The sequence below is a fragment of the Flagellimonas aquimarina genome, from assembly GCF_003149745.1.
GTDB lineage: Bacteria > Bacteroidota > Bacteroidia > Flavobacteriales > Flavobacteriaceae > Flagellimonas > Flagellimonas aquimarina.
The window spans coordinates 719,141-732,775 of the sequence record NZ_QGEG01000002.1; the positions used below are offsets into that span (position 1 = coordinate 719,141).

At 38.2% G+C, this 13,635-nt stretch carries 11 protein-coding genes; 5 read left to right on the forward strand and 6 right to left on the reverse strand.

Annotated elements, in window-relative coordinates:
* Nucleotides 1-84 precede the first annotated feature (84 nt).
* From DKG77_RS10065 to hisS, 3 genes are all read left to right on the forward strand, one after another.
* A complete protein-coding gene (locus DKG77_RS10065; RefSeq protein WP_109663728.1) occupies nucleotides 85-3,246 on the forward strand; it encodes a TonB-dependent receptor in 3,162 nt (1,053 codons plus the stop codon).
* A gap of 60 nt (nucleotides 3,247-3,306) precedes the next feature.
* On the forward strand, nucleotides 3,307-3,777 hold the full coding sequence (locus DKG77_RS10070) for a DUF6495 family protein (RefSeq protein ID WP_109662645.1): 471 nt from the start codon (nucleotides 3,307-3,309) through the stop codon (nucleotides 3,775-3,777).
* 78 nt (nucleotides 3,778-3,855) lie between these two features.
* A complete protein-coding gene (gene hisS, locus DKG77_RS10075; RefSeq protein WP_109662647.1) occupies nucleotides 3,856-5,238 on the forward strand; it encodes a histidine--tRNA ligase in 1,383 nt (460 codons plus the stop codon).
* On the opposite strand, the gene DKG77_RS10080 is transcribed toward hisS, so the two are convergent.
* Both DKG77_RS10080 and DKG77_RS10085 read right to left on the reverse strand, forming a co-directional pair.
* On the reverse strand, nucleotides 5,227-5,772 hold the full coding sequence (locus DKG77_RS10080) for an NUDIX hydrolase (protein ID WP_109662648.1): 546 nt from the start codon (nucleotides 5,770-5,772) through the stop codon (nucleotides 5,227-5,229). The genes hisS and DKG77_RS10080 overlap by 12 nt on opposite strands.
* Before the next feature lie 106 nt (nucleotides 5,773-5,878).
* Nucleotides 5,879-6,967, reverse strand: a complete 1,089-nt coding sequence (locus tag DKG77_RS10085; RefSeq protein ID WP_109662650.1) for a M42 family metallopeptidase — start codon at nucleotides 6,965-6,967, stop codon at nucleotides 5,879-5,881.
* A gap of 102 nt (nucleotides 6,968-7,069) precedes the next feature.
* Between DKG77_RS10085 and DKG77_RS10090 the strand changes: the two genes are divergently transcribed.
* The gene (locus DKG77_RS10090; protein ID WP_109662651.1) at nucleotides 7,070-7,750 is read left to right on the forward strand and encodes a DUF4294 domain-containing protein; all 681 of its coding nucleotides are present in this window, start codon (nucleotides 7,070-7,072) and stop codon (nucleotides 7,748-7,750) included.
* On the opposite strand, the gene DKG77_RS10095 is transcribed toward DKG77_RS10090, so the two are convergent.
* Nucleotides 7,747-7,980, reverse strand: a complete 234-nt coding sequence (locus tag DKG77_RS10095) for a DUF6095 family protein (protein WP_109662653.1) — start codon at nucleotides 7,978-7,980, stop codon at nucleotides 7,747-7,749. The two genes, DKG77_RS10090 and DKG77_RS10095, sit on opposite strands and share 4 nt — an antisense overlap.
* A gap of 59 nt (nucleotides 7,981-8,039) precedes the next feature.
* Here DKG77_RS10095 and DKG77_RS10100 point away from each other — a divergent pair, with 59 nt between their 5' ends.
* Nucleotides 8,040-9,362, forward strand: a complete 1,323-nt coding sequence (locus tag DKG77_RS10100; protein WP_109662655.1) for a GntP family permease — start codon at nucleotides 8,040-8,042, stop codon at nucleotides 9,360-9,362.
* A 9-nt stretch (nucleotides 9,363-9,371) separates the two neighbouring features.
* Here DKG77_RS10100 and DKG77_RS10105 read toward each other — a convergent pair whose 3' ends face one another.
* From DKG77_RS10105 to DKG77_RS10115, 3 genes are all read right to left on the reverse strand, one after another.
* Entirely contained in the window at nucleotides 9,372-10,265 is an 894-nt protein-coding gene (locus DKG77_RS10105; protein WP_109662657.1) for a DUF4249 family protein, read from the reverse strand.
* Between the two features lie 4 nt (nucleotides 10,266-10,269).
* Entirely contained in the window at nucleotides 10,270-12,669 is a 2,400-nt protein-coding gene (locus DKG77_RS10110; protein WP_109662658.1) for a TonB-dependent receptor, read from the reverse strand.
* Between the two features lie 67 nt (nucleotides 12,670-12,736).
* Nucleotides 12,737-13,546, reverse strand: a complete 810-nt coding sequence (locus DKG77_RS10115) for a DUF4249 family protein (protein ID WP_109662660.1) — start codon at nucleotides 13,544-13,546, stop codon at nucleotides 12,737-12,739.
* Nucleotides 13,547-13,635 lie beyond the last annotated feature (89 nt).

The following is a 13,635-nucleotide window of genomic DNA, read 5'->3' on the forward strand; positions in this document are numbered from 1 at the left end:
TTAATAACTTGTTAAGAGCTATGCGTGCATAGCTCTTTTTTTTGTTCTATGTTTGTAGACACTCAAAAAACTAACTCACTCATTATGAAGAAAATTTTACCTCTTGGAATACTGCTTTTTATGGTATTCACTTCAGCTTTTGCGCAAGTCACTACATCAAACATCAGGGGAACTGTTGTTGATGATCAACAAGTTCCACTTTTAGGAGCGAACATAGTAGCGGTCCACACACCAACAGGAACACGTTACGGAGCCATTACCAACGAAGAAGGAAGGTTTAACCTTCTTAACCTTAGGGTTGGAGGACCATATGAGGTGACCATCTCATATGTTGGATTCAAGAGCAGCGTTAGAAATGATGTATTTCTTTCATTAGGTAAGACATTTAACTATAACACCGCGTTGGTCTCAGATAGTCAGGCTTTAGATGAGGTCATAGTGGTATCTGACCAAACAGGAACTTTTGGTAGTGATAGGACTGGTGCAGAAACTAGTGTAGGTAGGAGGGAATTAACAAGATTGCCAACAATTTCTAGGTCTACAAATGATTTTACCAGATTGGAACCAACCGCAAGCGGAGGGTCCTTTGGAGGTAGAAATGATCAATTCAATAACTTTTCATTGGATGGGGCCATCTTCAACAACCCTTTTGGGTTGGATGCCGCTCAACCAGGAGGACAGACCAATGCCACTCCTATTTCTATTGATGCAATTGATCAAATCCAAGTAAGTACAGCTCCTTATGATGTAACGCAATCTGGATTTACAGGAGCTTCTGTAAATGCAGTTACCAAGAGCGGAACCAATGAGTTTTATGGAACTGCTTACGGTTTCTTTAGAAATGATGATTTAACAGGTGGTAAAATAAATGGTGATGATGTGTTCAAAACCGGATTGGAACAAAAACAGTATGGATTTAGTATTGGCGGCCCAATAATTAAAAACAAACTTTTCTTTTTTGTGAATTTTGAAAAAGATGACCTTACCTCTTTAGGAACAGATGGTTTTGTACCCAACACAGGTACGGGAGCAGCCAATGAATCAAGAGTGACACAGTCAGATTTTGATTTGGTTGATGGACTGCTAAGACAGGTTGTAATTGGCCAAGATGGAACTGGAAATGATATTTTCTACGACCCGGGAAGAATTACAGGATTCAATTTTGACCAAGAATCTACAAAAGGTATTTTAAAACTGGATTGGAATATTAATGATAACAACCGTTTGGCAATTATCTATAACTTTTTGGATGCCTCAAAAGGAAAACCGGCAAATAGGAATGCCATTCAGTTTAGAGGACCAGATTTGGCAACCTTGCAGTTCGAAAACGCAGGTTATGAAATCAACAATAGAATTCAGTCCGTTCAAATTGAATTAAACTCAACCCTGTCTAATAATGCCACAAACAAGTTACAAATAGGATATACACATTTTGATGATTTTAGAAATCCGTTTTCTACTCCAGCACCGAGTCTAACAATCCTTGATGCTGCCGGAACTTCTAGTTATATCATAGCAGGACATGAGCCTTTTTCTATCAATAACAAACTGGATCAAAAGGTTTTTCAGGTCACGGACAATTTAAATTTCTTTAAAGGGGACCATACCTATACAGTAGGTTTTTCTTTTGAGAAATTCCAGTTTGACAACTCTTTTAACTTGGGTGTTTTTGGAGCGCAAGGCGTATTTTTTCCAACAACAACTATTTCAGATTTTCCAAATTTTGCAAGTTCTGGACAATTACAGGCAGCATTTGATTCAGCTATTGCTGCAAATGCGGCATTTAATGCTGCAGGTCCAGGTGTAGCGGGTGGTTGGGCATTGGCAGAGACCAATGTAGGTCAGCTTTCATTTTATGCTCAAGATCAATGGGATATTACGGACAATTTTAAATTGACATACGGATTGCGTTTTGACAAGCCGTTGTTTTTTGACACGTCAGAAAAAGCGCAAGAAGTTATAGATCGTAATTGCTGTTATAACCCAAGTATTGAATACACGGACCCATCAAATGGGGAAACTACTTTTTTTGACTCTACACAGCTTCCTTCAAATGATTGGTTAATTTCTCCTAGAGTTGGGTTTAATTGGGATGTTAATGGCGATGCTTCCTTGCAAGTTAGAGGCGGCTCAGGAGTGTTTACAGGTCGTTTCCCATTTGTTTGGTTAGGAAACCAAGTGGCAAACCCAAATTTCTTTTTCTATACTGTTGTAGACCCAGACTTTAAGTTTCCGCAGGTATGGAGAACCAATATTGGTGCAGACAAGCGTTTTGAGAATGGCTTAGTAGCCACACTGGACGTTTCCTATACTAAGGATATTAACGGAATACATGTTCAAAACTGGGGATTGGCGGCGCCGTCTAGCACACTGAATACTCCTTTTGATCAAAGAGCATTTTATACAGATGCCGACAAATCGCCCAACTCGGCGTATGTATTTACAAATTCAGATGAGAACGGACGCATCTGGAATGTTGCAGGAAAGGTTCAAAAAACTTGGGACGATGGCTTATATGCACAATTGGGCTATAGCTTTTTGGATGCCAAAAGTGTAAATTCAATAGACGCGGAAATCACCAGTGATGCCTACAATGGGAACGCTATTGTGGGTAATTCCAATACGGCGGTCCTGTCCAATGCTAGATATGGAGACAAACACAGGTTCATTGGGGTTATTTCCAAGTCATTTAAAACAGGTACAACAATATCTACCTTTTTTGAATATGCAAAAGGAGGTCGTTACAATTATGTGTATGGAGGAAATATAAATGGAGATGACATCGCAGGAAACGGAGATGGGTTCCAGAATGATTTACTTTACATTCCAACAGCTTCAGAAATTAGCCAGATGAATTTTAGTGAGGCAGGACAAGCTCAGGCTTTTGAGGCATTTATACAGCAAGATGACTATTTAAGTGATAACCGGGGGGAATATGCAGAGCGTTATGCGGCTCTAGCGCCTTGGAGAAGTACTTGGGATGTTAAGATTTTGCAAGACATTAAGTTGACTGATAAAAACAAATTCCAATTGAGTTTAGATATTTTGAATTTGGGCAACCTTATAAATTCCAATTGGGGCGTTGTGGAAATCCCAACCTTTAATCAGTTATTGGGAGTTTCCGTTGATGCCACCAATACACCCACATATACTTTTGACCCTAATTTAACGAGCACTTTTGCTGCTAACACAGCTGAAATCTCTAGATGGAGGGCTCAAGTTGGAGTAAGGTATATCTTCAATTAAAAAGAAATAATTTATACTATTAAGGCCACGTGAAAGCGTGGCCTTTTTTATTTTTGCGAAATGAAATATGCAAGATTGACACAACAGCAACTGGAAGAGTTGCATCCAGAATTTATAAATTTTTTGGCAACACAATCCATCACTGCAGAAGAGTGGACGGCTTTAAAAAAGGAAAAGCCAGAAGTTGCAGAAGATGAGTTGGATGTTTTTAGTGATTTAATTTGGGAAGGTGTACTGTCCAAGGTAGAGTATTTGGAAAATGTTTCCGAATTGCACATGCACCTGTTTCATCTTACCGAAAAAGAGATGAAATTGTTATCGGTAAAAGTGATGAACCCAAAAATAGATTTGCGCACCCAAGAAGGATTTGGTTGGTTTAAACGAAACTTTCAATCTGATTTTGTTGAATATTTAACGGCTTCTAAAGCATATTCTGAAGATAAAAACAAGGATAAGTTTGATTTGATCCAACAAGGGGCAGTTATCACTAAAGGAGATTTGTACAAGTGGTTTGATGAATTTGTAGAATAACCTTCATACGGTTATTGGTCAGAAGATATCGAACAGCAGGTCTGACAAATAATTATATTTGCACGAGAATTACAATACATGCCACAAAAACCATCCATACCCAAAGGAACACGGGATTTTTCACCAACAGAGGTCGCAAGACGCAATTACATCATACAAACCATTAAAAAACACTTTGAGGTATATGGCTTTCAACCTATAGAGACCCCATCTTTTGAAAATTCAGAAACCTTGATGGGCAAATACGGGGATGAGGGCGATCGTTTAATTTTTAAGATTTTGAACTCTGGGGACTTTATTTCAAAGGTTGATGATGTCACATATAGTTCAAAAAAGTCCAGTTCTTTAATACCTAAAATTTCTGAGAAGGCTTTGCGCTATGACCTTACGGTCCCTTTTGCTCGTTATGTTGTAATGCACCAGAATGAAATTGATTTCCCTTTTAAGCGCTATCAGATTCAACCGGTTTGGCGTGCGGACCGCCCTCAAAAAGGAAGGTTTAGAGAGTTCTACCAATGCGATGCGGATGTGGTAGGGGCAAACTCCCTATTGCAAGAGGTGGAATTGATGCAATTGTATGATGCGGTTTTTACTGATTTAAAATTAAAAGGAACCACCATCAAACTTAACAACAGAAAAATATTATCAGGAATTGCCGAAGTTATAGGGGCAAAGCATCTGTTGGTCGACTTTACCGTGGCGCTCGACAAGTTGGATAAGATAGGGGAAGAGAAGGTGAAAGAAGAAATGAAGGCCAAAGGAATTTCAGAGGCAGCAATAACAAAAGCAGCCCCTTTATTTGATATGTCAGGTTCAGGTTTGGAGCAGTTGACACAACTAAAATCGCTATTGAAGGAATCTGAAATTGGTTTGAATGGGGTAACTGAATTAGAGGAAATTATCAATACCGTTGAAGATATTGGTCTAAAGACCGCAAGTTTGAAAATTGATGTTACCCTAGCTCGTGGATTAAATTACTATACAGGAGCAATTTTTGAAGTGAGTGCACCAGAAGGAGTACAAATGGGCTCTATTGGCGGCGGTGGCCGTTACGATGATCTTACTGGTATTTTTGGTTTAAAAGATGTAAGTGGAATTGGCATCTCTTTTGGCTTGGATAGGATTTACTTGGTTTTGGAAGAATTGGGACTTTTCCCTGAGCGTTTGGATCAGTCTATTGATGTACTATGCATTAATTTTGGGGAAAAAGAGAGTCTAGCTTCCTTAAAACTTGTAGGCAAACTAAGAGAAAATGGGGTCAAGGCAGAGGTATATCCAACTTCTACCAAAATGCAAAAACAGATGAAGTATGCCAACAACCGTAAGGTACCCTATGTGATTTTGATTGGGGAGCAAGAACTTTCAAATGCGCAGTTTGTGGTAAAAAACATGACCACGGGAGCTCAAGAAACCTTCTCAATGGATAACCTTGGTTCCTTTATTGAAAAACTAAGTTCTTAGCTCTAGTTCAGTTATAATTTTATGGTAGTAGGATGGAAGGTGAGGGACAAAACCTTCAAGCTCCCCACTATTTAATTTTGATTTAAAATCAACGAGTTGAAACAAGGCCAAATCCTCAACCTCACTTTCTTGTTTGCTCAGTGCAGATAGAGGAACTTTTAGTTTGCACAAAAAGGTATGGTGAAATTCTTTGTCCAGTAAGGTTTCTGAATGTTTCTGAATGGATTTAAAAACTCCAATTTTGTCCAAATCTGAAAGTGAGATTTGTAGGTTTATTTCTTCTTCAATCTCTCGTATTGCAGCTTCGATTATATCTTCTCCAGCCCCAATATGACCCGCAACGGAAACATCCCAAAGCAATGGAAATGTTTTTTTGTCCTTTCCTCGTTTTTGGAATAGGATTTTTCCATCCGAAGTGTAAAACCAGATATGTGCCGTAGGATGGAACAGACCTTTTAAGTGTGCTTCAGACTTTAGGCAGGATTTACCGGTATGGGCTCCACTTTCGTCCAGAATGTCTACAAGTTCATCCATAATTCTTAAGATTTGCTATATCACATCGAGCACAATTAAGAGCAGCTAAAAGAAGTTAGAACCTTAAAAAAGATTAGGATGTCTCTGCAAGCTGGATAGCTGCTGTCTAATCAAAATAACTGAACGTTTCCCCTTCTTTTATGGTCAAAAGCGTTTCATATATCAGCCTGATCACATTTTCAACATCGTCTTTGTGCACAGTTTCAACAGTTGTATGCATATATCTAAGCGGAAGAGAAATTAAAGCCGAAGCTACACCGCCATTGCTATAGGCAAAAGCATCCGTATCGGTTCCCGTGTAGCGAGAAGACGCTAGCCTTTGAAAAGGTATCTTTTTAGCTTCTGCAGTCTCAATAATACGCTCTCTTAGTTTATTCTGTACCGCAGGAGCATAAGAGATTACAGGGCCAGAACCCATAGCGGTCTCACCCTCCTTCTTTTTATCAATCATTGGAGTGGTGGTGTCATGGCAAACATCTGTGACAATGGCAATGTTTGGTTTTATGGTCTGGGTAATCATTTCTGCACCGCGCAACCCTATTTCTTCTTGCACTGAATTAGTTATGTATAGCCCAAAAGGCAATTTGTTTTTGTTTTCATGTAACAAGCGAGCTACTTCAGCAATCATAAAACCTCCAGCACGATTATCAATGGCCCTGCAAACAAATTTGTTTTTGTTCAACACCTGAAATTCATCTGGATAGGTTATTACACAACCAACATGTACCCCCATTTTTTCAACCTCTTCCTTGTCTTTGGCACCTATATCAATAAAAATGTTATCTAGTTTTGGAGGTTCTTCTTTGGCTCTATTTCTTGTATGGATGGCAGGCCAACCAAAAACACCTTTTACAATACCTTTCTTAGTATGAATATTCACCCATTTGGAAGGGGCTATTTGATGATCGCTTCCTCCATTTCTAATAACATATAGCAAGCCATTGTCCGTAATGTAATTTACGTACCAAGAAATTTCATCGGAATGTCCTTCAATAACAACTTTAAACTTGGCATCAGGATTTATTACCCCAACAGCTGTTCCGTAAGTGTCCGTAATAAAATCATTCACATAAGGCCTTAAATAGTCCATCCAAATCTTTTGCCCTTCCCATTCGTAACCTGTTGGAGAAGCATTATTTAGATATTTTTCAAAGAATTTAAGAGACTTAGCCGTAATGATTTTTGAAGCTGCCATGTATATATTTTAGTTCACAAACATAACAATATTCACTTTTATTTAATAGCCAAATCCTAGGTTTATCCTTAATTTTGAAAGGACTTTTGCTAAATCGTTCGAATGTTTCGTTACAACTTGGTTATTGTTTTTTTACTGGTCTTTGGTTTTGGCTTTTCCCAAGAAGCCGTAAAAGATTCAGTTGCTGACTACTATGTTAGGTTTGAAGGTGATTCTATCCTCCATAGTTCCATTGAGCTTGATGAGGTTTTCATTTTTGGTAGATTGGAATTTGCTGATCGCAAAGAAAAGTTGAGATATTACATTCTTCGACGAAAAACTTTGAAAGTATACCCGTATGCTAAACTTGCTGCTGAAAGATTGGTGGAATTGAACGATAGCTTGGCAAAAATCAAGAAGAAAAGACATAAAAAAAAATACACTAAAAAGGTCCAGAAGTATATTGAGGGCGAGTTTTCTGATAAATTAAAAAAACTGACCCGCACAGAAGGTCAGATACTAATAAAGTTAATTTATCGACAAACAGGCAAAACAGCCTTCAATTTGGTAAAAGAACTGCGAAACGGTTGGCGTGCGTTTTGGTACAATACTACCGCCAAAGCGTTTAAAATTAGCATAAAAGAAGAATTTCATCCAGAGAGAATTCATGAGGATTACTTGATTGAAGATATTCTACAACGTGCTTTTGCCGCTAAGAAATTGGAAAGGCAAGAATCTGTCTTGGACTATGACTATGCGCAGCTGAGCAATAAGTGGAAGAATGGGCAGAATAAAAAGAATTAGTTCTTAGGTTTCTTCCCAAAGAGTGCTTGCATAAAAGTCTTGATGGTATAAAAACCAAAACCAATTGCCGCTATGGCCAATACCAAGCCTATAATTAAAACTGGGATGTAGGCGCCATGCTCCTGGTTCTTAAAAGCCTGATAGAGGACAAAAGGCGCCAAGAACATTAACCCCACCGTAAACCCAACGTATTTGAGTCCTTTTACCAAAAGTTCTTTATCTGTTCTCATAAAATACTAAAGTAGGAATATTAGAGTATATTTAATTGCTGTATTTTAAAAAATAGTGAATGGAATTATTGGTGCTTGTTGTAGTTGTATTGTTCATAATTGTAGCTACTGTTAAATTTAAGATGCACCCTATTTTTTCATTGACCATTGCAGCGATTGCTACTGGATTTATGCTTGGGCTCACCCCAAAAGATATTATGACAACATTTGGAGATGGTTTTGGAAAAACCCTTTCAAGTATTGGACTTGTAATTGCATTTGGAACGGTAATTGGCATTTATCTTGAAAAGACAGGTAGCACCAGAGTACTTGCGAATGCAGTTCTAAAGCTGGTTGGATTAAAACGCTCACCCTTGGCAATGAATCTTGCTGGTTATATCATTTCCATTCCGGTTTTTTGTGATTCGGGATTTATTATTCTCTCTTCCTTAAACAAGGCTATTAGCAAGAAAACGGGCATACCGGTTTTGGTCTTTGCCATATCATTGGCAACAGGCCTCTATGCCGCACATGTATTTGTGCCGCCTACTCCGGGCCCTTTAGCTGCCGCTGCAATATTGGAAGCAGACTTGGGTATGGTTTTGGTTTTAGGGTTGTTAATATCCATCCCTGTGTCTTTAACGGGCTATGTATGGGCCAGGCTTATTGGAAAATCCTTAAAGGAAGAAGTAAAAGAGGAAGTAAACAATCCAGAAGTGGACGAACAAGATTACGGTATTAAGCCCATCCAAGCTTTTTTGCCGCTTTTGGCGCCCATTTGCTTGATTGCAATGAAATCAATAGTTAATTACCCAACTTACCCTTTGGGCAAGAATGCGGTATTCCATTTGTTTGATTTTTTGGGAAACCCCATAATTGCATTAATGATAGGTGTGTTTTTTGCATTCATGCTTGGAAGAAAAATACCTAGCAAGCAAAAAGAAGGATGGGTGACCGAAGCTTTCAAACAAGCAGGGTTGATAGTCTTAATAACTGGTGCTGGAGGAGCTTTTGGAGCCATATTACGAACCATTGATATTGCTTCATTGATCAACCTTGAATCTAGCTCTGGTATTGGAGGTCTTCTAATTTCATTTACTATAGCCATGGTATTAAAAACGGCTCAAGGCTCTTCTACGGTTGCAATAATTACCACTTCAGCAATAATAGCCCCCTTGTTGGAAACGTTTGGACTTTTTTCAATAACTGACAAGGCATTTGCAGTGCTTGCAATAGGAGCAGGTGCAATGACGGTATCACATATTAATGACAGCTATTTTTGGGTGGTATCCCAGTTTTCAAATATCAATGTAAAAACTGCATTGCGGGGCCATACATTGGGAACACTTTTTCAAGGGGTTGTGGGAATAGTTATGATTTTGATTTTATATCAAATCTTTTAAACACGCCCTTTATTCAATTGTTATGGTTTGAGAGAATTCCTGTACCACAGCAAAATAACCCAAAGCAAATACATCTGGTTGGCCTACATTGTCAAAAATATTGATGTTGTCCAAGTCGGTAACATCAAAAACATTTCCTCTAACAGTTGTTATTGGAGTTTCAAACACTCCGCCGTTATCCTCCGTTTGCTCCACCAAAAGGTCCATATAGTTGAAAAAATCCAGATTGGCTCCTAAAATACTTATGGTGATGCTCTGGCCAACTTGCAGGTTTTTGCTATAGAAATATGAAAACTGAAATTGTTGCCCTTGAAAGAATTGATCATCCAATGCCTGAAATTCTCCAAAATCAAAATCAAAAACATAGAAATCATTCTGATCAGGATTGTCTGTGAATGTAACAACGACCTCAGTATCGTCCTCATCAAAAAGTGTTTCAGTGCCTTGTCTTACATTGTCAAAAGGAACACTTGCCGAATATTCTGTTCTGGCAAGATAGCGTCTTTCTTTATGTTCTAACTGAAGGATAAATGCAATGCCCGGTTCCGCGGCAGCTGTTCTAATACGTTGTTCAGAGGAAGCATTGGGATCTGGAATATAAACTCCACTGCTTGGTTCCCGTTCTACAAGCGATGAGGAAGAGATGCTATCAAAAAGCCCTCCTCCTGTTGGTCTGCCATAAACAATAGAAGCGTTTTCAACCTGAGTTACTGGATTCTCCTGAAAAAAATCGCTTGTCTCTGTAACTTTTATCTCCACATCTATAAATTCTTGACTTTTATCAACTCGAAGTAGCCCATCTATTACCAATCTAGGTTCATCTGTGGGTAACTCGACAGAAACAACATCCTCGCAGGAAAAAAGTAACAAAAGTCCAAGTGCTATGAAGATTTGTTTTTTCATGATCTTAGAATTTGAAGTTGTAGGTTATTGCAGGAATGATTCCAAAGATGGACGTTCGCAATGCCTCATTTCTTCCAGTATCTTCATTCTCTCTGAAGTTTATTGAGGCCGCATTCATCCTGTTATAAACATTATAGATGCTAAAAACCCACTCTGATTGGACCTTTTTTCTTCCATTTCTTTTGGGTGTTAATGTAGCAGAAATATCCAATCTGTGATAGTCTGGCAGTCGTTCTTCATTTCTAGGGCCATAAAACGGTATGGTTAGCCCCTGGAATTCAAATTGTCCAATGGGGTAGTTAGTGGGTTGTCCAGTTTGGAACACAAAATTTGCATTAAAATTCCATTTTGTATTAAAATCGTAACTGCCAAATACGGCTATGTCGTGTGTCTTGTCATAAGGGGTGTTATACCATTCTCCAAAATTGATTCCGGTCTCCATATTAGACCTTCCATTATCAAAAGAAGGGATTCGGCCGGGGGTCCGTTGTTCAGATTTAGATAAAGTATAAGCCAACCAACCTTTTAAACGACCTTCGTTTTTTCTAAGCAACAGCTCCAGGCCATAGGCCCTTGCTTCTCCATTTAAAATTACCTGCTCAATTGCATCGTTTGCAATTAGGTCCGCTCCATCTATATAATCAATTCTATTTTTGATGTCTTTATAAAACAGCTCGGTCTCAAAAGAATACTCACCATCTTTTATATTTTGAAAATACCCGATTGCATATTGATCCAATAATTGCGGCTCTACAAAAGGGCCGCTGGGGGTCCATACATCCAATGGAGTGGGGGAGTTGGTGTTCGATAACAGGTGCAGGTATTGAGCTAATCTGGTATAGCTGGCCTTTATGGAGCTTTTCCCATTAAAATTATAAGAAAGGGATAATCTGGGTTCTAAATTGGTGAACTTCTCCAAACTGCTTCCTCTTCCTGGGTTAATGGTGTCAATTGGCGTTCCTTCTCTATAAACTAAGAGAAATGGATCAAAGAAAACAGGGTCATCATTTTCATAGACGAAAAATTCGTCCTGGCCCAATCGATTAAAGTGACTTACTCTTAAACCGTAATTAAGACTAAGTCTTTCCGTTACTTTGTGTTCAATATCAACATAAGCGGCTGTTTCATTGGCGTATTTCTTTGTAAGTTGGTCAGCAACAATACCAGAATCCTCGCGATTGGGTTTTATTTTGCCGGGATTGAAAACGTAGTAAATATTGTTTATTCCATAGTTTAGTTGAAACCTGTCGTTTAAATAATGTTTGAGGTCATATTTGAGATTAAAATTTTGAATGCCAGAATCCCATTCAAAACCAACAAAATCAAGTTCCAATCCGTAGAAATAATCCGAATAAATAACTGACAAATTTGAAAAGAGTTTATCTGAAAATAAATGATTCCATCTAAAGTTACCAACAGCGTTACCATATGTATTTACAAAACTGTCATTAATGCTGAACAAGTCCCGACCAAAATACCCTGATAAGAAAATATTGTTTCTGTCATTTATCTTATGATTGAACTTAGTGTTTAGATCATAGAAATAGGCTTTGTTGTTTACATCAAATAATGGTAAGAAGAGATGTGCGTAAGAGGCTCTTCCACCCACTAAAAAAGATGTTTTGTCCTTAATAATAGGGCCTTCTACCAACAACCTGCTGGCAACAGCACCAATTCCGCCATTTACTTTTACTTCTTTACTATTTCCTTCTTTCTGAAATATTTCTAGAACAGATGAAACTCTTCCTCCATATCTAGATGGGATCCCACCTTTGAACAACTTAACATCTTTTATGGCATCTGGATTAAAAACAGAGAAGAAGCCAAATAAATGGGATGAGTTAAAAATAGTGGCTTCATCTAACAAAATAAGGTTTTGGTCCACAGCTCCACCCCTTACATTAAAGCCAGATGATGCTTCGCCCGCATTGCTTACTCCCGGAAGTAAAAGCAACGATTTAATTACATCGGCTTCACCCAGTACAACGGGAATCTGTTTTATGGTCTTAACGGCCAAGGTGTTTACACTCATTTGAGGTTTTTTGATGTCTAACCTCTCAGCTTCATCTGTGACAATAACCTCCTCTAATTGCTCTGTTTCTTCGGTAAGGTTGAAATCCTTTTTGAGATTGGTATTTAAGCGCACGGTTTCCCGGATATCTTGGAAACCTAAATAACTAATAATAACATTGTACTCTCCTTTTGGAAGGGTTATGGAATAGAACCCATATTCATTTGTGGTGACACCAGTCTTTAAACTGGGAAAAGCAATGGTCACACCTATTAGGGTCTCATTACTTGTTGCTTCAGAAATGGTGCCGCTCAGGGTATATTTTTGTTGGGCCTGTAAAAAAGTGTGATTTATGAATAGAAGAAGTAGAAGTACAAAGTGTCTTTTTGACATTTATTTGATTTTCTTAAAGTTAAATATTAAGGCTGACCCAAAAAAAAGAATATCTAATACCCTTATTTCATTCAACTGTCAGCAGTTTGGTATCAAATTCACTAATGGCAAAATACCCAAACGGAAAATTATTGGTATTAGTTGTATTGATTAGGTTTCCTCTAACTGTGGCTGGAGGGACTGCAAAAGGTCCACCTCCATTTTCTCCTGATTGCGACAATGCCAGGTTTGCATATGTTGCAAAGTTCTTGTCAATACCAAAAAGGGTTATGGCCAATAAATCTCCTGGTTCAACGTCTTCATAGAAATAGGAAAACGTTATATCACTATCTTCAAAAAATTCATCATCAACAACCAAGAAATTGTCAAAACCAAAGGAGAACAAGTAATAATTTCGTTCTCCTGGTATATCTGTAAACTTAATTATCACCTCCGTTTCTTCTTCTTCGTCAAAAAGAAAGCCATCACCTTGTTCAACATTATCAATTACAGGAGATCCGTTTAATTGTTGAGTAGCTGTATATGTTTCTCCATTGTAATTTACCACAAGGGTATAATCCTTGTTAAATTCTAAATCTGGGAAACCTGTCCTAAATATACCGGGGTCGCTTTCCAATAAGGAAAATGATTGCCCTGTTTCTTCGTCTATGAACTCTACGGTGGCATTTTCTGCTGCGGGTAGTTCTTCCTGAAAAAATGGTGCTGTAAGGGTTAGTTTTACTTGGCCAACAGTTAATGGGTCGCCATTGTTTTCGCTAAAACCTATTAAGGCGTCTATGACCAGTTTTGGTTCTGAAGTAGGTAAATCTACGTCTACAACCTCCTCACAACTTATAAATAGAAAAAGGACTAGAACAAGGTATGTGCAATGTTTCAAACTATATTAATTGAAGTACAAAAGTCTAAAATAGACAATCATTGATTCAAATAATACCGTTTAACAGTTTCTTAATCCTAAAACTTGCA

Excerpts from the sequence above, each read along its gene's own strand:
- DKG77_RS10095 (WP_109662653.1), bottom strand. The coding sequence starts at position 7,980 with ATGAGAACAGATAAAGAACTTTTGGTAAAAGGACTCAAATACGTTGGG.
- DKG77_RS10080 (WP_109662648.1), bottom strand. The coding sequence starts at position 5,772 with ATGGATGAACTTGTAGACATTCTGGACGAAAGTGGAGCCCATACCGGT.
- DKG77_RS10065 (WP_109663728.1), top strand. The coding sequence starts at position 85 with ATGAAGAAAATTTTACCTCTTGGAATACTGCTTTTTATGGTATTCACT.
- DKG77_RS10105 (WP_109662657.1), bottom strand. The coding sequence starts at position 10,265 with ATGAAAAAACAAATCTTCATAGCACTTGGACTTTTGTTACTTTTTTCC.
- DKG77_RS10070 (WP_109662645.1), top strand. The coding sequence starts at position 3,307 with ATGAAATATGCAAGATTGACACAACAGCAACTGGAAGAGTTGCATCCA.
- DKG77_RS10090 (WP_109662651.1), top strand. The coding sequence starts at position 7,070 with ATGTTTCGTTACAACTTGGTTATTGTTTTTTTACTGGTCTTTGGTTTT.
- DKG77_RS10110 (WP_109662658.1), bottom strand. The coding sequence starts at position 12,669 with ATGTCAAAAAGACACTTTGTACTTCTACTTCTTCTATTCATAAATCAC.
- hisS (WP_109662647.1), top strand. The coding sequence starts at position 3,856 with ATGCCACAAAAACCATCCATACCCAAAGGAACACGGGATTTTTCACCA.
- DKG77_RS10085 (WP_109662650.1), bottom strand. The coding sequence starts at position 6,967 with ATGGCAGCTTCAAAAATCATTACGGCTAAGTCTCTTAAATTCTTTGAA.
- DKG77_RS10100 (WP_109662655.1), top strand. The coding sequence starts at position 8,040 with ATGGAATTATTGGTGCTTGTTGTAGTTGTATTGTTCATAATTGTAGCT.